We start from the raw sequence: 24,319 nt of genomic DNA on the forward strand, positions 1-24,319 counted from the left end.
CCGGTGTGAGATCGTGAGCCGGTGTCCTGCGTGACAGGGCACCGGCCACCCTCGTCAGCGGTCTCGGGCCTCGTTGATGCGCAGCGCCTCGGCGAGCTGGTCTTCCAAGATGATGATCCGGCAGGCGGCTTCCACGGGCGTGCCCTGGTCGACGAGCTCCCGGGCTCGGGCCGCGAGACGGAGCTGGTAGCGAGAGTAGCGACGGTGACCGCCGCCGGAACGGAGCGGCTCGATCAGCTTGGCGGCGCCCAGAGCTCGCAGGAACGTGGGAGTGACCTGGAGCATCTCCGCGGCCGTGCCCATGCTGTAGGCGGGGTAATCCTCGTCGTCGAACCGGTCTTCGGCACTGACCGCGGTGCCGGCGGGAGCGTGCCTGTCGCCGCCGGCTGCTGAGCGGGTTTGCGCCATAGATGCCTTTCTTCACGCGAACAGGGGGCCCCGGCGTGCGCCGGGGCCCCGAAGAGGTTCAAACACCATCTATCGGCCAGTTGGCCGACTTACCATCTTCCGCGTCCGCCGTACTCAGCGGTGTCGCGGGATCTTGGATGCGTAACCGTAGACCACCGTCCTATCTGTGGAGCTGCGGTGCCCGCGCGGCGAAACTCGGCCGGCGAGCGACACTGATGGCGTTCAACGCTCCCTTCTTCGTATCTGCTGAAACCGCTGTCCAACTTCACCTTCGGCAGCGCGTCCACGGTCTGGGCCCCTTGCCACTGCGCTGGCCCTTCTCGTCCGACCTTCTGCCTAAACTTCCGTCTTTTTCGGGCAGTTCGTCGTGGTGCTTCATCTTGCTGCCCGTTGTGTTCCTTGCGATGTGAGAAACAATAGCCCCCTCAGCCACCAATGTCTACTCCCGCCACTGCAGATTTTCGACGCCGGCTACGGCGGTCTACTTCTCGTCGCCGTGAAGCAGCACCGGGCCGAGGTCGGGGCGCTTGGCGGTGCGGCCGTCGCCGGAGGATCTGCCCCTGATGCGGCGGTAGATCCACGGGCCCGCGAAGCCGGCGATCCAGCGGACCTCTGTTCCCGTGCTGCGCAGGCGGCCCGGCGGCGCGACCGGATCGAGCGGAGCCGACCAGGCGTCGTCGCTGCCCGGCAGCCCGAGGGCGTGCGCGAAGGCGGCGGCGATCCGGGCGTGTCCCAGGGGGCTGGCGTGCAGGCGGTCCGAGCTCCACATCCTGGCGTCGGTGGCGAAGGCGTGCGGGAAGGTGTCGACCACGGTGACGTCATGGCGGGCGGCAGCCTCGCGGATGTGCGCGTTGAGCGCGAGGACCCGGGGCAGCAGCGGCCGGGCCAAAGGCGCGATCTTCCCGATATCCGGAAATGTCACTGTAAGGACGTACGCGCCCGCTCCGGTGAGCGCGGCGAACATCTCCTCCAGGCTCGCGGCCACCGCGCGGGCGTCGAAGCCGGGCCTGATCAGGTCGTTCATCCCGGCTATCACCGTGGCCAGGTCCGGCCGTAACCGCAGCGCGGGCGCGAGCTGCTCGGCGAGGACCTGCGAGGCGAGCCGTCCTCGTACGCTCAGGTTGGCGTAGTGCAGCTCTGGGGACGCCGCGGCCAGGTGCTCGGCGAGGCGGTCGGCCAGCCCCCGGTAGCCACGGATCTCGTCGCCGTCACCGAGACCTTCAGTCTGGCTGTCGCCCAGCGCGACGTACCGGCTGTAGGGGGTCATCGCGTCTCCTCGCGGTGGCTCGTCGTACGGGAGCGGAGCAGGGCGGCGGTGGTCAGGCACCAGTCGCGCATCTCCCGCTCCAGGCGGCATCCGGCCAGATAGGTCAGGTACGGGCCGACCCGGGGGGACGTGCGGAGGAACTCCTCCTCGGCCAGGTCGCCGCGCAGCCCGAGCATGCCCCGCTCGAACAGGGCCAGCTTGGCGGACGCCTCGACGGCCCGATCGTCGAGCTGGGCCAGCACAGGGGCCGGGTCGAGCTGGTCGACGGCCTGGACCTTCACCATCAGGTCGTCGCGCATCGACAGCGGCTTGGACGCGGTGGCGGCGAAAGCGGCCAGCTCGTCCCGGCCCGCCTCGGTGACCGTGAAGATCCGCTTGTTCGGCCGGTCGAGCTGGATGACCTGCTCACCGGCGATCATCCCGGCCTGCTCCAGCTTCGCCAGCTCGGTGTAGAGCTGCTGCGGGGAGGCGTACCAGAAGTTGGACACGCCTACGTCGAAGATCTTGGCGAGCTGGTAGCCGGAGAATCCACCGTCCAGCATCGCCGCCAGTACCGCATGCCGTAATGCCATGGATCGGACTATCTGCTCAATTTCTTGATTAGTCAAGAAATTGAGCCAGCTGCATGCACCGGCAGGGCCGACCGATCCGACCGAGAAGCCCACATAGGGGTGCGGGACACCCGAGGAGGCGCCCCGCACTCACTGTCCTTGCGGAGGGACACGGTGCATCAGGTCACGGACGCGACCGATCGATGCCGCCTCCCCGCGGTCCCCGGGCTCATCGGGCCCCGCTGAAGATCCTCGAGACCGTCAGAAGCGCTTGCCGGAACTCTAGGGTCCCGTGAAGCATTTCGTGGACACTTGCCTGCCGGTCTTCTGGTCCACGCACTTCTCGCAGACGCGCTTCGGGTTGGTCGCGGTCGGCGCCGGGGCTGTCGAGCATTCGAGCTCCACCGGCCCCCGGTTCTTCTGCTCGCAGTACTGGCGCTTCCATCCGCCACCCTTCTTCTGCTTGCAGTAGAAACATCGCCTGTTGTCCTCCTGCATCCACCTGCACGGCGCGCTCGTGGATGCGCAGTGGCTGAGCGAGGTGGACGTCGCGGACGCGCTGATGGCGTGGACCTGCGCGTCCTGCGCCTGCGAAGCCGCCGAAGGGACGAGGGCAGTAGCCACAAGGGCGCTGATGGCCCATGCTTCTTTGAGCATGAAATCCTCCCGCTGCTCGTTTCCTCCTTTCATCGTGCCTCGCCACAATGGAAGAACGTCAAGACTTATGACAGGATAATTTATCGGCTGCCGAATGCGGCTGTGATGTTTGAAACATTTCGCAGATATCTGTTTGCGCATCCGGCCACCACCTGGAAATACGTTTTTACTTTCCAGCCATTCTTCTTTTCATCTCCCACGGCCGCTGTTGACCACGGCCTGAAGCTCACGCCGCACTCGGGCCGATCAGCCGTCCAACGCTCACCGAGGCGGCGGCGAGGACCAGGCAGGCGCCCGCCAGGCAAGCCCACAGCCCTTGCGCCCCCAGCCGTTCCAGGAGTTGGGTGCCCGCGAGCGGCGCGGCCACCGTGGCGAAGCCCCAACTGGTCCCGAACACGGCGAGGTAGCGCCCCCGGGCGTCCGGCGGCGCGATCCCGGCGACGACGGCGTAGGCGCGGCCCATGATGAGCAGGTCACCGACGCTCCACACCACGGTCGCCACCGCCAGAGCGGGCAGGACAGGGGCGAGCGCGTAACCGGCCAGGCCGGCCGCCATAAACGCGGCGCCCGCCGCCAGACCCGCGGCCGGGGGTAACGCGGCCACCGGTCTCAGCCGGAGGAGCGGCTGTCCGGCGATGATGGTGAGGGCCGAGACGGTGAAGAGGAGTCCCGCGTCCGCCGCCCGCAGACCGTACTCAGGAAGGGTGAGCGGAAGCAGAATCATGATCACCATGTAGATGAGGGCGAGGAGCGTGCCGCAGCCGAGCATGGCGAGGAGCGCGGGGTCTCGCCAGGCCGAGGACGAGGTGACCGACGTCGCCCGGCCGCGCCGGGGGCCGTCCGGGGGGACGACGAGGCCGATGATGACCGCGCACGCCAGGCACGTCAGCGCGTCGACGACGAACAGCCACCGCAGGTCCCACCGCCCCACGCTCGCCGCGATCAACCCGGCTCCCATGCCCGCCGCCGCCAGCGCGGCGTTCAGCAGGCTGTAGGCCCTCGTCCGGTCGGCTGCGGGCACGTCGTCCGCGATCATCGCCTGGCTCGGCGGCTCGTACAGCTCGAAGACCAGCCCCAGCAGGACCGCGAACACGGCGATCACCGGCAGCGAGCCGGCGGCGGCGATGCCGAGCTGGGCGACCGCGCAGCCGGTGAGCCCCAGCAGGATCGTGCGCCGCCGCCCCAGCCGATCGGCCAGATAACCGCCGAACAGCCGGGAGGGCACGGTCGCCAGGCCGAAGGCGGCGGAGACCAGCCCGGCCGTGGCGGCGCTCACCCCGAAGTCGGTGCTGATCAGGACCGTCAGGAAGGAGAGCGAGAACGCCCCCAGCCGGTTGACCGCCCGCGCCACGATGAGCAGCCGGATGCCCTTGGGCAGGCGCTCACGGGGCGCGAGTGTGTGCATGAGCTGATCTCCATGACCGACGGGGATGTCGGCCACGAACCTACGGTGACGCACCGACAGTTATCGCAGGCATCAGCTGACCCCGGGCAGGACCGTGGCATGCTTCCGGGCCGGCCCGAGGTCGGCCCAGCGGCGAGCCTTTCCGGTGGTGACGTCGAGGGCATAGGAGTGACCCCCGCTCCGGCCGCTGACGACGACCGTGACCTCCTTCCGGCTCAGCCAGATGCCGGTGCCGTCGATCCCGCTGCCCTTAGGCAGTCCACCGATGGACACCTTGCGCAGGGTTCGCCCGGTCTTGACGTCGAGCAGGGTGAGCCTGCGCTTATTGAGCTCCGCGAACTCGACCGCCGCCACCGTACGGCCGTCGGGGGCGATCTCGCTGAACATGATGAAGGTGCCGTCGAAACGCACCGGCTTGCCGCCACCGGTGACCGGCATCAGCCACAGATCGGTCTTGCGGTAGCGGATCAGCTCGGCGGCGCCGTCCTTGATGCTGATCACTTCGTACCTGCCGGGGATCGACACCGTCCTGCCGGTGCGCACGTCGACGAGCAGGCCCGGCTCCTTGCTGCCCTCCCGCGGGTCGAACGCCAGGTAGCGGCCGTCGTCGGAGAGCGCCAGCATCGAGCCGGCGCCGATTCGGTCCTCCTCCACCTTGACGGGAGAGGTCACCTCGGCGCCGCCGACCAGGTCCCGGACCACGTGCGCCTGGGCGGCGCGGCTGTAGTAGGCGAGCATGCGCCCGTCCCGGCTGATCGCGACCGGCACCCGCGGATCATCGCGGGAGGAGGTGAGCGCCTGCGGCACCCCGTACGTCCTGCCGCTCCGGGTGACCACTCGCCACTCCACGGCGCCGCAGTCGACTCTCTTCGTCTTCTTGCCGACCTCGCACGGCGTCAGGTACGCCCGGCTGATCGCGCCCACCTTGCCGTCGGGCAGATCGGGCACCGCCGCCGCCTCCGTGGCCGGATCGGCGCCACGCGGCAGGACCACCGCCCCGGCCGCCACCGTCACCACCAGCGCCGCCGCGGTCGTCACGGCGGCGACGCCGGTCAGCGCCAGCCTTGTACGCCGCCTCCTCCGGTGGCCCGCGATGGCGGCATCGGCCAGACTCACCAGCGGAGCCTCTTCCGCCAGGCCCGCCAGGGCGCTGCGCAGCCTCGTCATCGGGTGACCTCCTCCATACGCACATCCACCAGTTCGGGCGCCAGCATCCGCAGCCGAGCCAGCGCGTGATGGGTCTGACTCTTGACGTTGCCGATCGAGCACCCCAGCACCTCGGCCGTCTGAGCCTCGGTGAGGTCCTCCCAGAAGCGCAGCACGATCATGGCGCGCTGCTTACAGGTCAGCTTGGCCAGCACCCGCCGCAGCACGATCCGATCCAGCGTGGCGTCGTCGTACGACATGCCGGAATCAGGCGGATCGGCGCTCGGCAACTCGGGACGCGAGCGGCGCTTCCAGGCGATGTACTGGTTGACCAGCGCCTTGCGGGTGTACGCCTCGGGGTTGCCCCCTTTGGACAGCTTGGGCCAGTGCCCGACCACCTTGGCCAGCACACTCTGCAGCAGGTCCTCAGCGAGATGGGCGTCCCCGGTGAGGAGGTACGCGGTGCGCATCAGCGATTGCTGGCGGGCCAGCACGAACTCGCGGAAGCCGTCGTGACGATCCAATGTGTCTCCTCTCACCCGTTGCCAACGCGACCGGCCGGGCAGAAGGTTGCACACCTTTTGATCACGCGACAGAAGGCGAAGACTTCCTCACAGGCTTCACGTACGCGGGGCAGGTCCGACATAACGGATCGCCTTGCGAGCGGCGACCGGCGTCACGCGGCCGGCCCAATCGAACGCCGCATTCTGATCGCCGGCCGGAATTTCGCTGGTGAAACACGCGGGAACCGCCTCAGAACCTGGTCGTACGGGTGACGGCCCTCAAGCGCCGGCCGCGACCAGGCCGCCGTCGATGATCAGGTCCTGCCCGTTGACGTACGACGCCTCATCGGAGGCGAGGTAGGCCACCGCGTCGGCGACGTCGTCGGCGGTTCCGATGCGCGCGGCGGCCACTCTGGCGACGACCGCGGCCTGCGCCTCGGCGGTGATGTTGTCGTGGAACATCGCGGTCTCGATGTAGCCGGGGCTCACGGAATTGACCCGGATTCTCCTGGGCGCCAGGTCGGCCGCGAAGGTGTGCGCCAGGTTGTGCACCGCGGCCTTGGTCGCCGCGTACACGGAGGCGCCCGGCAGACCGTGGTGCAGCGTCCACGACGCGTTGATCACGATCGCCGCGTGGTCGGACAGCAGCGGGAGACTCTTCTGGAGGGTGAAGAACACGCCCTTGAAGTTGATGTCCACCATGTGGTCGAACCCGGCCTCGGTGATCTCGCCGACCGGCTGGAACGAGGCGATGCCCGCGTTGGCGAAGACCACGTCCAGCCGTCCGTGCCGGTCTCGGATCGCGGTCATCAGCGCGTCCAGGTCGGGCAGGCTCGCCACGTCACCGCGTACCGTCAGCACGCGGTCCCCGCCGTCCAGAGCCTTGCCGGCGGCGTCCAACCGGGCCTGGTCGCGCCCGGTGATGACCACCTGGGCGCCCTCGGCGAGCAACCTCCGGGCGGTGGCCAGGCCCATGCCGCTCGTGCCGCCGGTGATGAGTGCGATCTTGTCGTCGAATCGGGAGAGAGTGCGCGTCATGGGGCTCAGCCTGCCGACTCACGGGTGGCGCGGCCAGAGTGCACTTAACCTGTGACCCGCAGCACCAGGCTCAGCGCGGGTTGTACAGCTCCAGATACCAGCCCGGGTTGTCCACCACGGCCAGGGTCGTCATGTCGAAGAACAGGTCACCGGCGTCGGGATGGCGCACCGCCTTCACCGCCTGGCCAGGGACGCCCACCTCGTGGCGTGCCCACAGCTCGGCGAACTCGGGACTCAGCACGTTCAGTTCGTCGACCACCCGGCCGAACTCCGGGTCGTCGGGAGCGCGCGCCGCATCGGCGCGGAAGGCGGCGACGACGGACGGCGCGACCGACTCCCAGTGCACGTGCATGCCGCGGTATCGGGCATTGGTGAAGAACGAGATCAGGCAGTTGTGGTCGGCGTCGCCGAAGCCGAACACCGTCCGCGCCGCGTCGTTGACCGCGAGCAGATTCCAGGACCGGTCCCGCAGCAGTGCGGGCCGGGGCGTCCACGCGTCGAGCAGCCGCCGCAACTCCGGGGTGACCTCGGCATCGCGGGCCGCGCCGGCCGGTGGCGGGTTGAGACCTGCCAGCACGTAGAGGTGCGCACGCTCGGGCTCGCTCAGCCGCAGCGCCCGGCTGATCGCGTCGAGCACCTCGGCCGAGACGTTGATGCCGCGCCCCTGCTCCAGCCAGGTGTACCAGGACACGCCGACGCCGGCCAGCGCCGCGACCTCCTCCCGCCGCAGTCCGGGTGTCCGCCGCCGGCCCACTGCCACCATGCCGACGTCGCCGGGCGTGAGCCGCGCCCGGCGGGTGCGCAGGAAATCGCTGAGCTGCTCGCGGCGCCGCCGCACCGCAGGGGTGGGGCTCATGGGGCGAGGCGGTCGACGAGGCTGTTGAGCAGGACCAGTGCCCGGGTTCGCTGGACCATCGGGTGGCGGCGCAGGTCGAGCAGCAGGGACTCCAGGTGGTCGGTGCCGTCCACCCGGACCAGCATGACCACGTCGCTGTCGCCCGCGGCCGTGAACGCCATCCGCACCTCCGGCCGCGTCCCGAAGACTCGCGCCGCGTCCTGGCTCTGAGCGTCCCCGACACAGAACAACTCCACCAGCGCGTGCATCTTGGCCGGGCCGGGCTCCTGGACGATCGCGGTGTAGCCACGGATGACCCCGTCCCGCTCCAGGCGGGTGATCCGCCGCTTCACGGCGGGCACCGACAGCGAGACCACCGTTGCGATCTTGGTCATGCTGGCCCGCCCGTCGAGCACCAGCTGGTCAAGAATCTGACGATCGATGGCATCCACGATTAAGAAATTAACACTAGTCGCAATATTCGTAGCTGTTGCTTGCACATCCGGCCGCCGTAGCGTTTGTCGTAGCTCACGTGAACGGACCTTTGGAGATATGCGATGCAAACCCGTTCCGACGTCATGAGGGAGGCCGCAGTGCTGGAACATGAGGAGGTCGTGATCCGGACCGGCGTCCGTTCCGGCCTGCCGATCATCATCGCGGTGCACTCCACCGCCCTCGGGGACGCGGTGGGCGGCTGCCGGATGTGGCCGTACCCGGACTGGGGTGCGGGTCTGGCGGACGCGCTCGCCCTGTCGGCGGCCATGACGTTGAAGTGCGCGGCGGCCGGGCTCGACTTCGGCGGGGGGAAGTCCGTCATCGTGCTGCCGCCGGGCACGGCGTCGCGCGACGTGGACCGCCGGGCCGCCCTGCTGGACTTCGGCGACGCCGTGCAGGGCTTCGGCGGGCGTTACCACGGCGGCGAGGACGTCGGCACCAGCGCCGAGGACATGTGGGTCGCCCGCGAGCGCACCCCCTGGGTGCACTGCCTGCCGGTCCACCACGGCGGCAGCGGCGAGCCGTCTGAGCTGACCGCGGTAGGCACGTTCGCCGCCATCGAGGCGACCTGGCGGCACCTCGCCGGGACCTCGTCCCTGGCCGGGCGGCGGATCTCGATCGTCGGCCTGGGGCAGGTCGGCGGCCGGCTCGCGGGGCTGCTGGCCGAAGCGGGGGCCGAGCTGACCGTCGCCGACCTCGACCCCGGCCGCGAGGAGCTGGCCCGGACACTCGGCGCGCGCTGGGTGGACGCGGACACGGCGCTCACCGCCGAAGCGGACATCCTGGTGCCGGCCGCGCTCGGCGGGATGCTGACCGGCTCACTCGTGCCGCGGCTGCGCTGCGCCGCCGTGGTCGGCCCGGCGAACAACCAGCTTGCCTCCCCCTCGGTGGCCGGTGAACTCGCCCGGCGCGGGATCGTGTGGGCGCCCGACTTCGTGGTGAACGCGGGCGGCGTCATCCACGGCACGATCATCGACATGGGCGGTGGCACCCCCGACGAGGCACGGAACGCGACCCTCCGGATCGGCGACCGGCTGACCGCCATCTACGGCGAGGCCACGGCGGCGGGGATCGTGCCGTACGAGGCGGCGATCCGGCTGGCGCGCCGGCGCATCACCGACGCCGCCGCGCTCCGCCAAGCGGCAGGCTGACCTTATAGGCGCTCCGCCAAGCGGCAGGCTGACCCCTACAGGTCGAACCGGCTCAGCACCTTCCTGCCGTCCGTGACGATGACCTCGTAGTCGTCGACCTTGTAGTTGTCGCGGGTGGCCAGGGCGAGCTCGTCGTCGCCGTCGCCGTCGTAGTCCCCCGCCGCCAGCGGCGCGGCCCCGCCCACCCCGGCGATCCCGCCACCGGCGCGCAGACCGCCCGTGCCGCCCCAGAAGACGCGGATCGGACGGCGTGCCCCGCCGAAGGCGAGGTCGTCGCGGCCGTCCCCGTTGAAGTCACCGGCGACCGCCTGGCCCGCGGTGCCGGTGAACTCGTGGGTACGGCCATCCCCGTAATAGACGGTCAACGTCTTGTCGACCGAAGGAGCCTCGGTCTCGTATCCGGGCTCGTCGTTGCGGCTGCCGTCGTCGCCGACGGCCACGTCCCTGGTGCCGTCGCCGTCGAAGTCGCCGAACGCGGCCGCCATCCCCTTGTTCAGCCTGCGCCCCTCCTTGGCCAGGCCGCCGGGCCCGGCGTCGAGCAGCCAGCCGGAGGTCTGCTCCCCGTCGTCGCCCTGGTAGACGATCAGCCCGGTCGCCCGCCGCCCGTCGATCCGGTCCACGGTCATCCGCCAGAAGTTCGAGCCGGTCGGCGACGGCTGGACGCTCTCGCGGGCGGCGACTCCCGCGCGGGTGAAGGGGCCGTACAGGATCGTCAGGCTTGTGTCGTTCTGGCCGCTGGGGGTGGACATCGCCACGTCTGCGGCGCCGTCGCCGTTGAAGTCGCCCGCGACCGTACGGTACGACGCCACGTCGCTCTGGCCGGGCAGCGGGATCGGGGTCGGGGGCAGGCCGGTGTCGATGCCGCGCCGGCCGCCCCAGAAGATGTGCGGACGCATGCGCTCGGCGTCGCTCGCCCGGCCGTAGCCGAGGATGTCGCCGAAGCCGTCGCCGTCGAGGTCGGCCCGGACGCCCACGTCGATCAACCAGGACCAGAACGTCTTCGACGGGACGACCGTCCGCCCGCGCCGGTCCAGGCCCTGGGCGGAGCCATGGACGATCACGAGGTCGTGCACGTCCACGCGGGGAAGGTCGACTTCGACGACCAGGTCCGCGCGACCGTCGCCGTTGACGTCGTCGGCCCGCGCCGCAGCGGCACGAGCCGCGCCCGAGGAACGGGCGACGGACGCGGAAGCCTCGGGCGCGGCCGTCGGGCCGGCGACGGACGCGGAACCCGTGGGCGTGGCCGAGGAGGCGGCCTGGCGCTCAGGCTGCGGCCCACCACCACATCCCGCCAGCAAGCCCGGCAAAGCCAGCCAGATCATCATTCTACGCAGGTCAGGCACGGCACCTAGTGTGCCCGCCTCCCCGGGGTCATGGCTCTGGTTCACGGACCGGAAGTTCGATCAGCGCCTGTGAGGTCGACCAGGCGGCTCATCGGGATCGGATCCGGAAGAAGCAGGTGGGGCAGAATGGGGTTCATGCTGGAGCATGGTTCCCTGGCGACTTTGTTGCGAGCGTGGCGGGAGCGGGCGGACCCTGTCGCGGCCGGTCTCGGCGGAGGGGAACGGCGGCGGGCCAAGGGGCTGCGCCGCGAGGAGCTGGCGGAGCTCGCCGGGGTGTCGGTCGACTACATCAAGCGCCTTGAGCAGGGTCGCGGCCATCCGTCCGCCGGGGTGGTGAACTCCTTGTCCCGCGCGCTGGGACTGGATCGCGCGGACTACGAGTACCTGTGCGCGGTCGCGGGACACGCTCCCGCTGACGGGCTGGTGCCACGCCACGTCGGTCCCGGGCCACGACGCCTGCTCGAGCGGCTGGACGGCGTGCCGGTGTGCCTGTGTGATGCCGCGTGGACGGTGCTCGCCTGGAATCCGGCCTGGGCGGCGCTGCAATGCGGACCGTCGACGGGGCATCGGTGGGACCGCAACGTGGCATGGCGTGCCTTCACCGAGATTCCCGGGCCGACACGGCGGACGCCCGAGCGGCGGGCGAGGTTCGCATCGACGCTGGTGGCCGATCTCCGTGCTGCCCTGCTGCGCTATCCGGCCGATGACCAGGTGGCGGCGCTGGTCGGTGACCTCAGGCGGGCGAGCGGGACCTTCGCCGAGCTCTGGGAGAGCGGGTCTACAGCCCGGTATCACGATGACCAGGTGACCATCGATCATCCGGTGGTGGGCGAGTTCACCGCCGACTGCGACCTGCTCACCTTCCGCGATGGCGATCTGCGGGCCATCGTCTTCACGGCCGAAGCCGGCTCGGGCGATGCCGGGCGCCTCCGCGACGCCGCCCTGCCGGCACCGTGAGCCGAAGCAGGTACAGGTTGGCCACGACCACTCGGCGGCGCACCACCCGTGGCAGAGCTTCACCGGGCGGGATCGGGTGCGGGGCGGATCAGCGTACCAAGTGACTGACACGGCGACTCGATGACATTATGTGATCGTGATCCCACCCAGAGCGAGGTTCTTCAACACCGCCGGCCCGTGCGACCCTCAACGCCACTACATGCTGCCCCCTACGCCGCGGCTTCCCAGGGCACGAGCACTGATCGACATGGATCGCTATTTCGTGGTTCACGCGCCCCGGCAGACCGGCAAGACGACAGGTCTGCGCACCCTGGCGTCCGAGTTGACGGCCGAGGGGGACGTCGCAGCCCTGGCGTTCTCCTGCGAACGAGCCAAGGTGGCCCGCGACGACGTCGGCTGGGGGGAGTCGATGCTGCTGGACTCGATCCGTGCGGCCGCCGAGCGATCGGGCTGGCCGGAAGAACTGCTGCCCCCGGATCCCTGGCCGCAGGCCACACCGGGCAGCCGAATCGACGTCGCGCTGAGCGACTGGTGCCGTCGCAGCCCGCGCCGGGTGGTGCTGTTCTTCGACGAGATCGACGCCTTGCAGGGCGACAGCCTGGTCAGCTTCCTCTGCCAGCTCAGAGACGGCCACAACGCCCGGCCCGACGGGCACCCGTTCCCCACGTCCGTGATTCTGTGCGGACTGCGCGACGTCCGCGACTACAAGATCGCCGTAGGCGCCGATCCGGGCCGGTGCAATCCCACCAGCCCGTTCAACATCGTCTCCGAATCGCTGCGTCTGGGTGACTTCACCACCGACGAGATCGCCGAGCTGTACGACCAGCACACGCAGGCCACCGGCCAGGAGTTCACCAAGGACGCGGTGGACCGGGCGTTCGAGCTGACGCAGGGACAACCGTGGCTGGTCAACGCCCTCGCCTACGAGATCACCTTCGAGATGGGCGTGACCGGCGACATCACCGCAGGGCAGGTGGATACGGCCAAGGAGCGGTTGATCCGGGGGCGCGCCACCCACCTCGACGCGCTGGTGGCCCGGCTGCACGAACCCCGGGTCAAGCGGGTGATCGAACCGATCGTGGCCGGGTCGCTCCCCGAGGTCGACCTCACCTTCTCCGACGCGCTGTCGTACGTCCGCGACCTGGGCCTGATCAAAGAAAGACCTCCGCTGGAGGTGGCGAACCCGATCTATCGGGAGGTCATCCTGCGGATGCTGGGCGATCCGGCGGAACAGTACGTGATGGCCGATCCGTACAGTTTCGTCCTGCCGGACGGCCGGTTCGACCTGCCGCGCCTCCTGCAGGAGTTCGTCGTGTTCTGGCGCGAGCACGGCGAATACCTCATCCGCCAGGAGGGCTACCACGAGGCCGCCTGCCAGATCATCCTCATGGCCTTCCTGCACCGGCTGGTCAACGGCGGCGGCCAACTCGACCGCGAGTACGCCGCCGGCACCAAACGCCTGGACGTGCTGATCCGCTGGCCCCACACCGGCCCAGAAGGCGAACGGCTGACGCAACGCGAGGCCATGGAACTGAAGGTCTGGCAGGCCGGCAGGAACGACCCGCTGCCCGACGGTCTCGCCCAGCTCGACGGGTATTTGGACCGGCTCACCCTCTCCACCGGCGTGCTCGTCATCTTCGACCGGCGCCCCGAAGCCCCGGCCTGGAACGAACGCGGCGGTTTCGAGCAGACGACCACCCCGTCCGGCCGCCAGGTCACCGTCCTGCGCGCATAGTACGGACGCTCAGCACTTCCAGCGCACTGACGATCAGCGCGTCGCCCTGCCGGCACTGTGAGCCGAAGGGGGCACAGGTTGGGCCACGACTGCTTGGCGGTGGGCTGTCATGGTTGACGATCGTCACGTCGACCATGACCACGGGGAGAGAAGCGTGCACGCTACCGAGATTCTGGCCCGGATGGAAAGGGCTATTAACGAGCACGACCTGGACGCGCTGGCCGACTGTTTCGCCGAGGACTACCGTTGTGAGGTGCCGCACCACCCGCAGCTGAGCTTCGTCGGGCGGGATCGGGTGCGGGCCAATTGGACCGGCCTGTTCGCGCATGTCCCGGACATGAAGGCGACCGTCCTGCAGTCGGTGGTGGACGGCGACCAAGTGTGGAGCGAGTGGGAGCTCAGCGGCAAGACCCGGGACGGAGACGATCATCTGGCCTGCGGGGTGGCCATCCTGCGCGCCCACGAGGGCCGTTTCATCTTCAGCAGGTTTTATCTGGACAAGGTAGACACCGCTGACCCAGGTGTTTCCTGAACTACGAGGGCGTCCCGCCCGTCAGCGCGGGACGTACGCGGACCACTGTCCCGGCCGGACGTCCGGCAGGTGCCGTCGCTCCCAGGTCAGGAGGAACGGTGCGGGAACCGGGCGGCCCCGGTCGACGGCGACGACCTGTTGTCCCGCGGCCGCGGCGTCGCGTACCGGCGCGGGCAGGTCGCTCTGCCCCGGCCAGGTCAGGACGGTGTGCCCTGCGCAGCCCATCCGGTAGGCGATCTTCACCGCCTGCTCGCCGTACACCAGGCACGGAGGACGGACGCCCAGCCCCTCCAGCGCCCTCGCGACCAGGGCGTCGCCCTCTCGCTTGGCCAGCCGGGGGGCGACGATCGCGCCCAAGGTCCCGGCCTGCAGGGTCAGGTGCGCGAGGAAACCCGCGGTGACCAGGCAGGCGACGGCCCACCTCGGGGCTCTCCCCCGCGTGCGCCCCAGCAGCCCGACCGCGCCGTGCGCGATGGGGAAGGCCAGCAGCGCGTACGTGGGCAGCAGGAAGCGGGGGGCCGCGTACCCGACCAGGAAGATGTACGGCGCCGCCAGCGACCCGGCGACCACGGCCGGCAGCAGGGAGTCGGCCCGGCGGGATGCGTACAGGCCGAGCAGGACGAGGACCGGGATCGCGCTCCACCACAGCACCCAGGACGGCTCGGCGGGACCGCAGTCCCCGGGCGGCCGGCAGAGGAGCGGGCCGTTCAGCGCCTGGGCATGGTCGGGCAGGGAGAAGTGCAGGCCGGTCTCGTTGGCGGCGCCGGCGGCGTGCCAGCGGGCGAGCAGACCGCCGAACCGCACGTACGCCTCGACGATCCAGTCCGCCCAGCCGACGACGAGGCCGGCGACCAGGGCGAGCAGCACCGAGAGCCGCCGCCGTCCCGGCCAGGCCAGGGCGAGCGCCAGCGGCAGGACGAGCCACAGGCTGTCGGGAGGCCGCAGCAGAGCCACCGCCGCCACGCACACCGCCAGCCCCACCAGAGCGCCGCGACCCCCGTCCGGCCCCGCCGCGCCACCGCGACCCCCGTCCGGCGGCACCACGTCAGCGCGACCGCCGTCCGGTCGTGTGCAGCGCAGGAAGAACCCGACGGCGGCCACCGCGCCGAGCGCCACCCACAGGTTCGGCATGACCTCGTTGCCGTAGAACAGCGTCAGCCACAGCGACCCGAACAGCAGCGCGGCCAGCGGCACCACGGCTCCGGAACGCAGCCGCAGCCAGGTCCCGAACGACCCGTACAGCGCGAGCGCCGACAGCAGGCACAGGTACACCCGCAGGACGTCCGTCGAGGACGTCACCATCGTCACCGGCGCGACGATCAGGGTGATCCCACGGGCGCGAGGCGCGATGAACTCGGCCGCGGGCACCCGGGGATCGACCTGGCTGACGTAGACCGTTTCGTCCCATCCCAGCCCCATGCCGGGGCCCACCGCGACCAGCTGGACCAGCCCGTAACAGGCGGCCACCAGCATCAGCAGCGCCCGCCAGGGGTCGGCCCGCACCCACCTCGACACTCCCATGGGTGACCTTGTTAGCGCCGGACGCCGTGCGGGCGCGGGGACTTGCCTCAAGGGATGCGAAGTGATGACGAGGCGAAGCCCGATGGCCGCGTCAGTCCCTAAAATTACGGCCACATCTTCCCGCGTGCGGGATCAGTTCTGGCCGCGCATCCGCCGTGTTCGACGGGTTTCCCGCCCGCCCATGGCCCTGACAGACAGTTTGACATGACGACAACCCCAGGAGTGTGCTGAAGGTGTGGCTCTTATCGCCGCACGTCAGTGACGGGATCTTCTTGGGGACGCCATGGCGACGTACGCGTATCGCTGTCCGGACTGTGGGCCGTTCGAGGTGCGCCTGCCGATAGGGACCGCTGAGGCGGTCGCTGACTGCCCGGCGTGCCGCTCGCCGGCGCGTCGCGTCTTCACCGCGCCGAGCCTCGCGCGGCTGTCCCCGGCGATGTCCGCCGCGCTGACCCGCGCGGAAAAGAGTCAGGAAGCACCCGAGGTGGTCACGCGTGCCCCCGAGCGGCGGTGGCGAACACCGCAGCACCCGGCGCTGTCGCGCCTGCCTCGGCCTTGAGCGAACCCCACCGCCCGTCGCGGGCGCGAGGAGGTGTGTGTCCATGGGGGCCGTCGGACTCCTGTACGTGGGCGCGGTGCTTTTCATCAATGGCCTGATGCTCCTGGGAAAGGTCGAAGCACGCGCGGCAGGGATCTTCAATCTCTTCGTCGGAGCCCTGCAAGTGATCACCCCGACCCTGCTGATCGTCTTCAACCCCGGCGACCCGGCCACGCTCCTGAACGCGTCGGGGCTCTACCTCTTCGGGTTCACCTATCTTTATGTGGGGATCAATCTGCTCGGCGGATTCGACTCCACCGGGGTCGGCTATTTCTCGCTCTTCGTGGCCATCATGGCGCTCGGATATTCCTACGCCAACTTCCAGCTCCTCGGCGATCCGGCCTTCGGAGTCATCTGGCTCTACTGGTCCTTCCTGTGGGCGCTCTTCTTCGTCCTGCTCGGTTTGAAGAACACGCGGATCACCCGGTACACCGGCTGGGTCGCGGCCATCCAGGGCTGGGTCACGGCGGCGATCCCGGCATTCCTGACGCTCACCGGATATTGGGTCAGCGGCACCCTGACCGCGATCGTTCTCGCCGTATTCGGCGTGGTGGTGTTCGCCGTGCTGTGGCCGCTGACGAGAGGCGGGGAGCCGGCCGGCGAAACGTCGGGAACGCAGGAGCCGACCAGGCTGGAGGAGCGCACCCATCGCTTCCGCCGCACATGAGGGGGTGAGGCGACGACAACGACCGCGAAAGGAGCCATCGACACAGGAGGGGGAGAGCCGTCATGCCGAAAGTAGTTTTCAGCGTCGACCAGTCGAAGCCGATGAAGGATCAGGCGACCCCGGGGCACAACCGCTGGCACCCGGACGTTCCCGTGGCGGAAATGGTACGGCCCGGCGAGGAGTTCCGGGTCGAATGCCGTGAGTGGACGGACGCCCAGATAGGCAACAACGATTCCGCGAACGACGTACGGGATGTCGATCTGAGTTACGCGCACATGCTGAGCGGGCCCATCGGCGTCGAAGGAGCCGAGCCAGGAGACCTCCTCATCGTCGACATCCTCGACCTCGGCGCGGTGCCGCAGCAGGCCGGGGACGCACCAGGACAGGGCTGGGGCTATACCGGCATCTTCGCCAAGCAGAACGGCGGCGGATTCCTGACCGACTACTTCCCCGACTCGTACAAGGCGATCTGGGATTTCCACGGTCAGGTCGCGACCTCTCGTCACCTGCCGGGAGTCCGGTACACCGGAATCACCCACCCGGGTCTTTTCGGGACCGCTCCGTCGGCCGCATTGCTGAGCTCCTGGAACCGCCGGGAGCAGGCGCTCATCGACACCGACCCGCAACGCGTACCGCCGCTCGGCCTGCCACCGATGCCCGAGCACACGCTGGCCGGCACCGCGAGCGGCGACATGGCGCAGCAGATCGCCGCTGAGGGAGCACGCACCGTGCCCGCGCGGGAGAACGGCGGCAACCACGACATCAAGAACTTCACCCGCGGCGCCCGGGTCTTCTACCCGGTCCACGTCCGTGACGCCAAACTCTCCGGAGGCGATCTGCACTTCAGCCAGGGCGACGGGGAAATCACCTTCTGCGGCGCCATCGAGATGGGTGGCTACATCGATTTCCACGTCGATCTCATCAAGGGCGGCATGGAGAAGTACGGCGTCACCACCAACCCGCTCTTCATGCCGGGAAACGTGGAGCCGCGATACTCCGAGTTCCTCTCGTTCATCGGGATCTCGGTGGACCATGACACCGACACCAACTACTACCTCGACGCGACGGTGGCCTACCGCAGGGCCTGCCTCAACGCCGTCGAATATCTCAAGAGGTGGGGCTACAGCGGGGAACAGGCCTATCTGCTCCTCGGCTCGGCGCCGATCGAAGGGCGGGTCAGCGGGATCGTCGACATTCCCAACGCCTGCTGCTCGCTCTACCTGCCCACCGCGATCTTCGACTTCGACGTACGTCCGAACATGGAAGGGCCCGTGCGGCAGGACCGTGGGATGTGCGCGGTGACGAGTTGAGGGGAGAGCGCCGGGGCGTCCACGGCGGGCCCGCTCGGGCCCGCCGTTCATCATGAATCGGCAAATTTCACTTAAAGTCTCGCTCGATGCCGATTTATCGCTACAAGACTCTACAGCAGCGTAGATACGGACTTTTTCCGCCACTTCGCTAAGCATGACCATGGTCGACCCGCGCCGAAATGCGGGTAAAAATCACGCTATCCTTCGGACAACCGCGAGCGCGGCCGTGAGCCGCGCCTGCCGTTCGAAAGGTTGATCAATGCAGAACGACGCCGTGTGGGTCCGAGGCGTGACCGGAATCCAGTTGCACCACACCACAAATCTCCAGGACGCCAATCGATTCCTGGCCAATGCGGTGATGGCGCTGCGGGCCGCGCAGGTGCGAACCGGCGACGAGCAGTATTCCGCCCTCGCCGATCAACTGAAGGCCATGGCGCAGGAGGCCGGGGCGCTGGAGAGCCAGGCCCGCGACCGCATGCAGGGGCTGCACGCGTCCGACCCTGAGCGATTCGTCCGCTGCCGCGAGGGGCACGAGCCGTGGCCGGACGAGATCCAGGCGGGCTTCGTCCCCCGCCACACCTGCCGGGACCAGTGCCTCTATCACACCCATGATGTGCTCGATGCCATCATGCAGTGCACCTGTGGACAGCCGCCCTGCCGGGCCTGCGCCATCGGCGGCACGCCCTGACGTCTCCCGGCGTTCACTCTGGCGAAAATGTAAGGTCTGCCTGCCAATAGGTAAAGCAAACTTGACTGTATGGAAGGCAGACTTTACCTTCGTGTCATGGCGAAGCAGCAGGACCAAGTGACGCGCGCGGCCCGCCGCGCCGCCTTCATCGACGGCCTGCCCGTGGCGATCCTGGCCCCCGTGGCCCTGGCGCTGGGCAGCGATCCCGACCAGAGCACCGCCCAGAAGGCCTGGTGGATCGCGGCCACGGCCGTGTTCACCCTCGCCGTGGCCTGGGTCCTGCTGCGGGCGTTCCGGCGCGCGGACGAATACCTGCGCAAGATCCAGCTGGAGAGCATGGCCATCGCCTTCGCGGCCGTCCTCGCGGCGCTGCAGGTGGCCGCCGTGCTCGACGCCGCGGGCGTCGTCCAGCTCCATCAGATCGCGCAGCTGATTCTCATCGGCGGGGTGGCGATCTGGCTGGCGATCGCCGACCTGCGCATCCGCCTGCAGCGATGAAGGCGCCGCGCCCATGAAGAACCGACTACGCGAGCTGCGCGCGGCCCGCCGGTGGAGCCAGGCCGTCCTGGCCGACCGGTGCCAGGTCTCCCGGCAGGCCATCAACGCCATCGAGACCGAGCGGTACGACCCCAGCCTGCCCCTGGCGTTCACCATCGCCGACGTCTTCGGCCTGACCATCGAAGAGATCTTCCTGCCCGACCGGGCGGACACGACGCACGACCCGGTCTGATCCCGAACCCCTCAGACCGGCCCTTCCGGCTGTCGACCGTCCCGGCGGCGCTGCCGAAGCAGGCGCGGGAGGGACCCCTTCGGCCGTAAAGCCCGGCCATATAGGCGATACTGGACGAAAGTGAAGCCTCTCGCTGTGAATTTGATCTTTTTGTAAAGACCAGTTCTGGCAGGGGCTTCCCTCATTCCCGGAGGCAGGAAGCAAAGCCTCCTCAGAGAACTACGCGGCGTGACGATGTGGACCACCGGGAAAGGTTCAGTGAATACTCTATGGACGACGCATGGCGGGACGAATACTTAAGCCTGCTGGTCGCGGAGCACGGGCAGGCCGTCCTGGCATACGTGGTCAAACTGACGAGTGATCGTCATGGGTCCGAGGACATCCTCCAGGAGACGCTGATCCGGGCATGGCAGAACGCGGAGCGGCTCCGCGACGGCGAGGGATCGGTGCGAGGCTGGCTGCTCAAGGTGGCCCGCAACATCGTGATCGACAGGTCCCGCACCGGAGTCGCCCGGTGGGAGTCGCTGGAACCGGCCGACGAGGAGGCCGAGCAGCGAGACCACGCGGACGCCGTGGTGGCCTCCGTGCTCGTGGGAAAGGTGCTCGGCACCCTGTCCGCCGAGCACCGGGACGTGCTCAATCTGGTTTACATGCAGGGCAGGACCGTACGCGAGGCGGCCGAGGCGCTCCGGATCCCCGTCGGCACGGCCAAGTCCCGCAACCACTACGCACGTGACACGCTCCGCAAGGCGCTGGCGCCGGACAAGGCGTCAGCCGATCGCCGGTACGGTGACGTTCACGTCCAGGACGGGGATGGTCATGCTGCCGTCCTTCTCCGCGTGCCAGCGCCAGTGCGCGCCGCTGACCTCCCCGCAGACGAGGCCGGTCCAGCCGAGCCCAGCGGCGTCGCAGACGGCGAGTAGCCGCTCCGTCTCCTGCCACGTCGGAGCATGAGGGACGACGATCAGCCCGCGCAGCGTGCGGGACCGGGCCATCACCTTCAGGGTGCCACCTCCGTCCGGCATGCCGGAGAACGGCGGCGGGGACTGCTGGAGGAGTTCGGCGCCGTCGACCCGCATCGTGCCCGCCGGGAGGGTGACACCCGCGTCGCCCGGTGCGTCCAGAATCGCCACCGGAAGCTCGGGTTGCGTGCGGAGGATGCCGTCCAGCAGGGCATGCAGCGCGTCCCGGGCCACCGTGCCGTCGCCGGTGAGGCTGAGGATCCCGTCGAGCCGGCTCAGGTTCACGAACAGCTGGTCGCCGTCGTCGGAGACACCGGCGCGTACGAGGAAGGCCTGGGTGGGGACGGTCCCCGGGGCCGGGTTCGTGCGGATGGCGGCCATCGGATGCTGGTTCGGCGAAAGGCGCCAGCGGGACGGGCCCACCGCTTCCCACGGAACCGGGGCCTGGGCCTGGGCCGCCGTGGTGGCCAGCAGCGCCGTCACGTCCTCAGGGCCGGCGATGACGGCGTGCACCGAATCCCGCGTCTCCGGCAGCCTCGCCGCGAGGTCGGCCACCGCTCGGGCGGCGCGCATCGGCGTGTCCCTGTCGCCGGCGAAGTCCGCCATCAGAGCGCGCCGGAAGCGGAGCCTGCGCGCGCGCCGTGCCGGATCTCCGAGCCGGTTCAGCACGCGGCCGACCGCGCGGGCGGCGCTGCCCAGCCGGCGTCTGGCCAGCACCGCGGCCGTGAGCAGGCCCAGCAGGATGGCCCCCACCACGGCGAGCACCGCCGCGAGCGGGATGCGCACGGCGTCCGCCGGCGGCTGCGCGGAGGCGTCCCCAGCGGGGGTCTCAGCACCGGTCTCGGCGGGGGGATCGGCGGGGGTCTCAGCGGGGGTCTCGGCCGGGGCGGAGGTGGGCGTGCCGGCGGGAGCGGGGGTGTCACGAGCCAGTTGCACGTCGGGGCCGCTCGCGTCCTTCGGCAGCCGCAGGATCCAACCCGGGCGAAGATCGGCCGGATCGGTGAGGACGCCGCCGTCGCTCTGCGCCTTGCCCTCGTTGAGCGCGAAGATCTCGGCCCACCTGCCCGGGTCGCCCAGCGTGCGCTCCGCGATCGACCGCAGGATCTCCGGAGCGCCGCCGTCCTGCGGCGGCTTGACCACGTACACCTTCGTGAGGGTCTCGCCGTCCGCCGGGGGCGGGCTCGCCGACGCGGGCGGCAGGGCCCAGAACAGGGCGCACACCATCGACAGCACAGCGACGGCCACGCGCGAGCTCCACCGCCGCTGGACGGCGTACCCACCGCTCCGCATCATCGCCCCACTACCTCTCTCAGCCGCCGGCCACGCCTGTCACCTGAGTGACCGCCGGGAACGAGCGTTCCGAACCTTGACATGTCTCACCCGGCACACGAGATCGCGACCGAAAAGGTTCGGTACGACGCCAAACGGAATTTCGGTGAACCCTTTATCCCGATGATCTCGTGTAGTGGTTGGCCACAGTATGCGGGCGACGAACGGCAGACGGAGGCGACGTGGCGCGGCGGCACACCTCAGGCTTCGAGGTCATCGGCATGTCGCAGGACCCCACGCCGGGCGATCCGGACGGCATCAGGCTGCTCGCGACCCGCTACGCGGCGATAGGCGACCAGGCCGCCATCGCCTTCGGCATCCTCGGTCAGGGGGGAGCCGTCGAGCAGGGCAAGGGCGAAGCCATGGACAAACTGCGCGAGGCGCTGGAGAGCCTGCCCGACAAGCTGTCGAAGACCGCGGAGTCCTTCCAGGCCGCCGTACGCGCCTACAACACCTACGCCACGCAGTTGGAAGACGCGCAGGGCCAGGTGGACACTGCCATGGACAACGCGCTGGCGGTCGCCGCCACGGCGACGCGTACGCTGCCGGAGCTTCCGGCCGATGCCACCGGCGAGCAGCGCGACGCGGCCCGTGGGCAGCAGAACGACATCGACGCGGCACAGTCGGCCCTGAGCGCCGCCAGGAGGATGGCCGAAGACGCCCGCAGCCTGCGTGAGCAGGCATCCGCACGTACGTCGGCCGACCTAGACGCCGCCGCGGCCAACGCCATCCCCGAGCGAAACTTCTTCCAGAAGATCGGGGACTTCTTCAAGGACTTCCCGTTCGTCCAGATCATCATCAATGCCCTCGTGGCCATTGTGTCGATCTTCTTCCCGGTGATCGGGCTGGCCCTGGGGGCCCTGGTCTTCGTCCTGACCCAGGTGGTTCTCGGGCAGAACGGCGAGATCCGATTAGGTGACTTACTTCTCGGCATCGTCACGCTCATCCCCGGAGTCGCGCTCTTCAAGCTGGGCGGAAACGCCGTGGGCGGGATCGGCAGGGCGTTGCCCAGCCTGGGCCGGCTGTTCGGCAAGGCGGGCGGATTCTTCACCACCGCGGCCGGCAAGATCTCCAGCATCAAGGACACGCTGAAGAACTTCAGAGTGGTCTCCGTCGTGCTGGACAACAGGGCGGGCCGGGCGAGCGTCGCCGCCGTCGGCGACTTCGCCGCCCGCGTCGGCGAGGAAGCCGTGGTACGGAAGCTCAACGGCGACGAGATCACCGCGAAGAACCTGCTCCTGGGGGCGGCGGTGGGCGGCGCGCTGACCGGCGGTGGCGCGTTCTTCAGCGGCATCAAGAAGGGCAGCACGCTCGACAAGGTCGGGGACAGCACCGGAATCAACAAGGTCAAGGAATCCGTGGAGGGCAACGAGCTCCTGGGGAGAGGCGCCGACCTGGCCACGAACCTCGGCAAAGAGGGAATCGTCGCCGGTTCGAAGGTCGGCGTGGCGGTCAGCGAGGGATCGAGCCTCAACGAGGCCCTGCTGCACGAGGGGCAGAACCTGCTGGCGGGCACCCCGGGCTCCGGCGGCGCGAGGCAACTGGCCGACGGAATCCCCAACAAGGGCTCCCTCCCCAGCGGTACGACCCCCTCCCCCGGCTCCGGAGGCCCGACCACTGGAGGCCCAGCCACGGGGGGCCCATCCACCCCAGACTCATCGACCCCGGGCTCGAGTAAGCCGTCCGATCCGGCCCCGGTTGCCACCACACCGGCCCCCACCACACCGGCTCCCACCGCGCCGGTTGGCTCCACACCGGCTCCATCCACACCGGCTGCCGCCGTGCCGTCGACGGGGACTTCCCCCGCACCGGATCCGGCTGTCCCGTCCACGGTGACCACGCCCGCGCCGGCCGCGAACGTCTCGCCGTCGGGAAACTCGGCCGCGTCCGATCCCGATGCGCCGGCGACTCCGTCGCAGCCCCCGGGGCCGGCGGACACGAGCGGGACGCAAGGGAAGCCCGCCGGTGGATCACCCTGATCACCGTGCCGTACGCCACCGGCAGCGGAAACCGACGTCCCGGGATGCGCCACCGTCACGGTAGGCCCCGGGTTGGCGAGTCGCGCGCTCACCGACAGCAAGCGCTCGTGTCACCGGGCGGACGTCGACCGACGCCCGCCGTTCCTGAAAGAGCAAGGAGAGTTCCATGCCCGATTTCGCCGTCAATTCCGATGAGACCGCGTCGACGTCCGCCGCCCTGCTCAACGATTTCGCCGAGCTCCAGGACAAGCTCACCCAGGTGCGCAGCAAGGTGGAGGCCCTGCTCGCCCAGGGATACCGCACCCCGGCGGCGCAGCAGAAGTTCCAGCCGTTCTTCGATGAGTTCTCCAAGGGGTTCGAGCAGGTGAACGAGGGCCTGCAGGGGATCGGCCAGTACGTCAAGGCCGTCGGCGACGCCTTCCAGCAGGCGGACGAGCAGCTCGGCTCCAACCTGGGCTGACCCCGACCGTGGCCGGTCGCCGGCCACCGCCTCCGCGTGCCGACCTCACGGC

The 24,319-nt window shown here is 69.5% G+C and carries 25 protein-coding genes; 13 read left to right on the top strand and 12 right to left on the bottom strand.

Annotated features, from left to right (window positions below; translation table 11 throughout):
* Positions 1-54: 54 nt before the first annotated feature.
* From IEY87_RS11975 to IEY87_RS12020, 10 genes are all read right to left on the bottom strand, one after another.
* The gene (locus IEY87_RS11975; protein ID WP_225276994.1) at positions 55-303 is read right to left on the bottom strand and encodes a MerR family transcriptional regulator; all 249 of its coding nucleotides are present in this window, start codon (positions 301-303) and stop codon (positions 55-57) included.
* 586 nt (positions 304-889) lie between these two features.
* A complete protein-coding gene (locus IEY87_RS11980; RefSeq protein ID WP_189138625.1) occupies positions 890-1,675 on the bottom strand; it encodes an SGNH/GDSL hydrolase family protein in 786 nt (261 codons plus the stop codon).
* Positions 1,672-2,247: a PadR family transcriptional regulator gene (locus IEY87_RS11985; RefSeq protein ID WP_189138626.1), complete on the bottom strand. Its 576-nt coding sequence runs from the start codon at positions 2,245-2,247 to the stop codon at positions 1,672-1,674. Before IEY87_RS11985 ends, IEY87_RS11980 begins: the two co-directional genes overlap by 4 nt.
* 261 nt (positions 2,248-2,508) lie before the next feature.
* Positions 2,509-2,883: a hypothetical protein gene (locus IEY87_RS11990; protein ID WP_189138627.1), complete on the bottom strand. Its 375-nt coding sequence runs from the start codon at positions 2,881-2,883 to the stop codon at positions 2,509-2,511.
* A 226-nt stretch (positions 2,884-3,109) separates the two neighbouring features.
* On the bottom strand, positions 3,110-4,288 hold the full coding sequence (locus IEY87_RS11995) for an MFS transporter (RefSeq protein WP_225276949.1): 1,179 nt from the start codon (positions 4,286-4,288) through the stop codon (positions 3,110-3,112).
* A gap of 72 nt (positions 4,289-4,360) precedes the next feature.
* Complete coding sequence (locus IEY87_RS12000; protein WP_189138628.1) at positions 4,361-5,455, bottom strand: hypothetical protein; 1,095 nt, start codon at positions 5,453-5,455, stop codon at positions 4,361-4,363.
* Positions 5,452-5,958, bottom strand: a complete 507-nt coding sequence (locus tag IEY87_RS12005; RefSeq protein WP_189138629.1) for a SigE family RNA polymerase sigma factor — start codon at positions 5,956-5,958, stop codon at positions 5,452-5,454. Before IEY87_RS12005 ends, IEY87_RS12000 begins: the two co-directional genes overlap by 4 nt.
* 258 nt (positions 5,959-6,216) lie before the next feature.
* A complete protein-coding gene (locus IEY87_RS12010; RefSeq protein ID WP_189138630.1) occupies positions 6,217-6,975 on the bottom strand; it encodes a glucose 1-dehydrogenase in 759 nt (252 codons plus the stop codon).
* A 70-nt stretch (positions 6,976-7,045) separates the two neighbouring features.
* Positions 7,046-7,831, bottom strand: a complete 786-nt coding sequence (locus tag IEY87_RS12015; RefSeq protein ID WP_189138631.1) for a helix-turn-helix transcriptional regulator — start codon at positions 7,829-7,831, stop codon at positions 7,046-7,048.
* A complete protein-coding gene (locus IEY87_RS12020) occupies positions 7,828-8,262 on the bottom strand; it encodes an Lrp/AsnC family transcriptional regulator (RefSeq protein WP_189138632.1) in 435 nt (144 codons plus the stop codon). The genes IEY87_RS12015 and IEY87_RS12020 overlap by 4 nt, the downstream gene beginning before the upstream one ends.
* Before the next feature lie 141 nt (positions 8,263-8,403).
* Here IEY87_RS12020 and IEY87_RS12025 point away from each other — a divergent pair, with 141 nt between their 5' ends.
* Entirely contained in the window at positions 8,404-9,456 is a 1,053-nt protein-coding gene (locus tag IEY87_RS12025; protein ID WP_189138633.1) for a Glu/Leu/Phe/Val dehydrogenase family protein, read from the top strand.
* Positions 9,457-9,491: 35 nt separating this feature from the next.
* Here IEY87_RS12025 and IEY87_RS12030 read toward each other — a convergent pair whose 3' ends face one another.
* Positions 9,492-10,799, bottom strand: coding sequence for an FG-GAP repeat domain-containing protein (locus IEY87_RS12030; protein WP_189138634.1), 1,308 nt, complete (start codon positions 10,797-10,799; stop codon positions 9,492-9,494).
* A 135-nt stretch (positions 10,800-10,934) separates the two neighbouring features.
* On the opposite strand from IEY87_RS12030, the gene IEY87_RS12035 reads away from it, so the two are divergent.
* The 3 genes from IEY87_RS12035 to IEY87_RS12045 all read left to right on the top strand — a co-directional run bounded on the left by IEY87_RS12035 (position 10,935) and on the right by IEY87_RS12045 (position 14,023).
* Positions 10,935-11,756, top strand: a complete 822-nt coding sequence (locus tag IEY87_RS12035; RefSeq protein WP_189138635.1) for a helix-turn-helix domain-containing protein — start codon at positions 10,935-10,937, stop codon at positions 11,754-11,756.
* A gap of 136 nt (positions 11,757-11,892) precedes the next feature.
* Positions 11,893-13,491 (top strand): ATP-binding protein, encoded by a 1,599-nt coding sequence (locus IEY87_RS12040; protein WP_225276950.1) that lies wholly within the window; start codon positions 11,893-11,895, stop codon positions 13,489-13,491.
* A 154-nt stretch (positions 13,492-13,645) separates the two neighbouring features.
* Positions 13,646-14,023, top strand: coding sequence for a nuclear transport factor 2 family protein (locus IEY87_RS12045; RefSeq protein ID WP_225276951.1), 378 nt, complete (start codon positions 13,646-13,648; stop codon positions 14,021-14,023).
* Between the two features lie 21 nt (positions 14,024-14,044).
* On the opposite strand, the gene IEY87_RS12050 is transcribed toward IEY87_RS12045, so the two are convergent.
* Entirely contained in the window at positions 14,045-15,544 is a 1,500-nt protein-coding gene (locus IEY87_RS12050) for a hypothetical protein (RefSeq protein WP_189138637.1), read from the bottom strand.
* A gap of 283 nt (positions 15,545-15,827) precedes the next feature.
* Between IEY87_RS12050 and IEY87_RS47160 the strand changes: the two genes are divergently transcribed.
* The 9 genes from IEY87_RS47160 to IEY87_RS12095 all read left to right on the top strand — a co-directional run bounded on the left by IEY87_RS47160 (position 15,828) and on the right by IEY87_RS12095 (position 24,267).
* The gene (locus IEY87_RS47160; RefSeq protein ID WP_189138638.1) at positions 15,828-16,103 is read left to right on the top strand and encodes an FmdB family zinc ribbon protein; all 276 of its coding nucleotides are present in this window, start codon (positions 15,828-15,830) and stop codon (positions 16,101-16,103) included.
* A 43-nt stretch (positions 16,104-16,146) separates the two neighbouring features.
* Positions 16,147-16,809 carry an AmiS/UreI family transporter gene (locus tag IEY87_RS12060; protein WP_189138639.1) on the top strand — a complete coding sequence of 221 codons (663 nt, stop codon included), beginning with the start codon at positions 16,147-16,149 and terminating at the stop codon, positions 16,807-16,809.
* Positions 16,810-16,871: 62 nt separating this feature from the next.
* Positions 16,872-18,119, top strand: a complete 1,248-nt coding sequence (fmdA, locus tag IEY87_RS12065) for a formamidase (RefSeq protein ID WP_189138640.1) — start codon at positions 16,872-16,874, stop codon at positions 18,117-18,119.
* Positions 18,120-18,378: 259 nt separating this feature from the next.
* Complete coding sequence (locus IEY87_RS12070) at positions 18,379-18,807, top strand: hypothetical protein (RefSeq protein ID WP_189138641.1); 429 nt, start codon at positions 18,379-18,381, stop codon at positions 18,805-18,807.
* 96 nt (positions 18,808-18,903) lie between these two features.
* A complete protein-coding gene (locus tag IEY87_RS12075) occupies positions 18,904-19,305 on the top strand; it encodes a hypothetical protein (protein WP_189138642.1) in 402 nt (133 codons plus the stop codon).
* Between the two features lie 13 nt (positions 19,306-19,318).
* Positions 19,319-19,537 (top strand): helix-turn-helix transcriptional regulator, encoded by a 219-nt coding sequence (locus IEY87_RS12080; protein ID WP_189138643.1) that lies wholly within the window; start codon positions 19,319-19,321, stop codon positions 19,535-19,537.
* A 269-nt stretch (positions 19,538-19,806) separates the two neighbouring features.
* Positions 19,807-20,460, top strand: coding sequence for a sigma-70 family RNA polymerase sigma factor (locus IEY87_RS12085; RefSeq protein WP_189138644.1), 654 nt, complete (start codon positions 19,807-19,809; stop codon positions 20,458-20,460).
* A gap of 1,550 nt (positions 20,461-22,010) precedes the next feature.
* Positions 22,011-23,807, top strand: a complete 1,797-nt coding sequence (locus tag IEY87_RS12090) for a putative T7SS-secreted protein (RefSeq protein WP_189138645.1) — start codon at positions 22,011-22,013, stop codon at positions 23,805-23,807.
* Between the two features lie 166 nt (positions 23,808-23,973).
* Entirely contained in the window at positions 23,974-24,267 is a 294-nt protein-coding gene (locus IEY87_RS12095; RefSeq protein WP_189138646.1) for a WXG100 family type VII secretion target, read from the top strand.
* Positions 24,268-24,319 lie beyond the last annotated feature (52 nt).

This window comes from Nonomuraea glycinis, assembly GCF_014646515.1.
Lineage (GTDB): Bacteria > Actinomycetota > Actinomycetes > Streptosporangiales > Streptosporangiaceae > Nonomuraea > Nonomuraea glycinis.

Coding starts and splice junctions, on each gene's coding strand:
- IEY87_RS11975 (WP_225276994.1), bottom strand. CDS start 303: ATGGGCACGGCCGCGGAGATGCTCCAGGTCACTCCCACGTTCCTGCGA.
- IEY87_RS11980 (WP_189138625.1), bottom strand. CDS start 1,675: ATGACCCCCTACAGCCGGTACGTCGCGCTGGGCGACAGCCAGACTGAA.
- IEY87_RS11985 (WP_189138626.1), bottom strand. CDS start 2,247: ATGGCATTACGGCATGCGGTACTGGCGGCGATGCTGGACGGTGGATTC.
- IEY87_RS11990 (WP_189138627.1), bottom strand. CDS start 2,883: ATGCTCAAAGAAGCATGGGCCATCAGCGCCCTTGTGGCTACTGCCCTC.
- IEY87_RS11995 (WP_225276949.1), bottom strand. CDS start 4,288: ATGCACACACTCGCGCCCCGTGAGCGCCTGCCCAAGGGCATCCGGCTG.
- IEY87_RS12000 (WP_189138628.1), bottom strand. CDS start 5,455: ATGACGAGGCTGCGCAGCGCCCTGGCGGGCCTGGCGGAAGAGGCTCCG.
- IEY87_RS12010 (WP_189138630.1), bottom strand. CDS start 6,975: ATGACGCGCACTCTCTCCCGATTCGACGACAAGATCGCACTCATCACC.
- IEY87_RS12015 (WP_189138631.1), bottom strand. CDS start 7,831: ATGAGCCCCACCCCTGCGGTGCGGCGGCGCCGCGAGCAGCTCAGCGAT.
- IEY87_RS12035 (WP_189138635.1), top strand. CDS start 10,935: ATGCTGGAGCATGGTTCCCTGGCGACTTTGTTGCGAGCGTGGCGGGAG.
- IEY87_RS12050 (WP_189138637.1), bottom strand. CDS start 15,544: ATGGGAGTGTCGAGGTGGGTGCGGGCCGACCCCTGGCGGGCGCTGCTG.
- IEY87_RS47160 (WP_189138638.1), top strand. CDS start 15,828: ATGGCGACGTACGCGTATCGCTGTCCGGACTGTGGGCCGTTCGAGGTG.
- IEY87_RS12060 (WP_189138639.1), top strand. CDS start 16,147: ATGGGGGCCGTCGGACTCCTGTACGTGGGCGCGGTGCTTTTCATCAAT.
- fmdA (WP_189138640.1), top strand. CDS start 16,872: ATGCCGAAAGTAGTTTTCAGCGTCGACCAGTCGAAGCCGATGAAGGAT.
- IEY87_RS12070 (WP_189138641.1), top strand. CDS start 18,379: ATGCAGAACGACGCCGTGTGGGTCCGAGGCGTGACCGGAATCCAGTTG.
- IEY87_RS12075 (WP_189138642.1), top strand. CDS start 18,904: ATGGCGAAGCAGCAGGACCAAGTGACGCGCGCGGCCCGCCGCGCCGCC.
- IEY87_RS12080 (WP_189138643.1), top strand. CDS start 19,319: ATGAAGAACCGACTACGCGAGCTGCGCGCGGCCCGCCGGTGGAGCCAG.
- IEY87_RS12085 (WP_189138644.1), top strand. CDS start 19,807: ATGGACGACGCATGGCGGGACGAATACTTAAGCCTGCTGGTCGCGGAG.
- IEY87_RS12095 (WP_189138646.1), top strand. CDS start 23,974: ATGCCCGATTTCGCCGTCAATTCCGATGAGACCGCGTCGACGTCCGCC.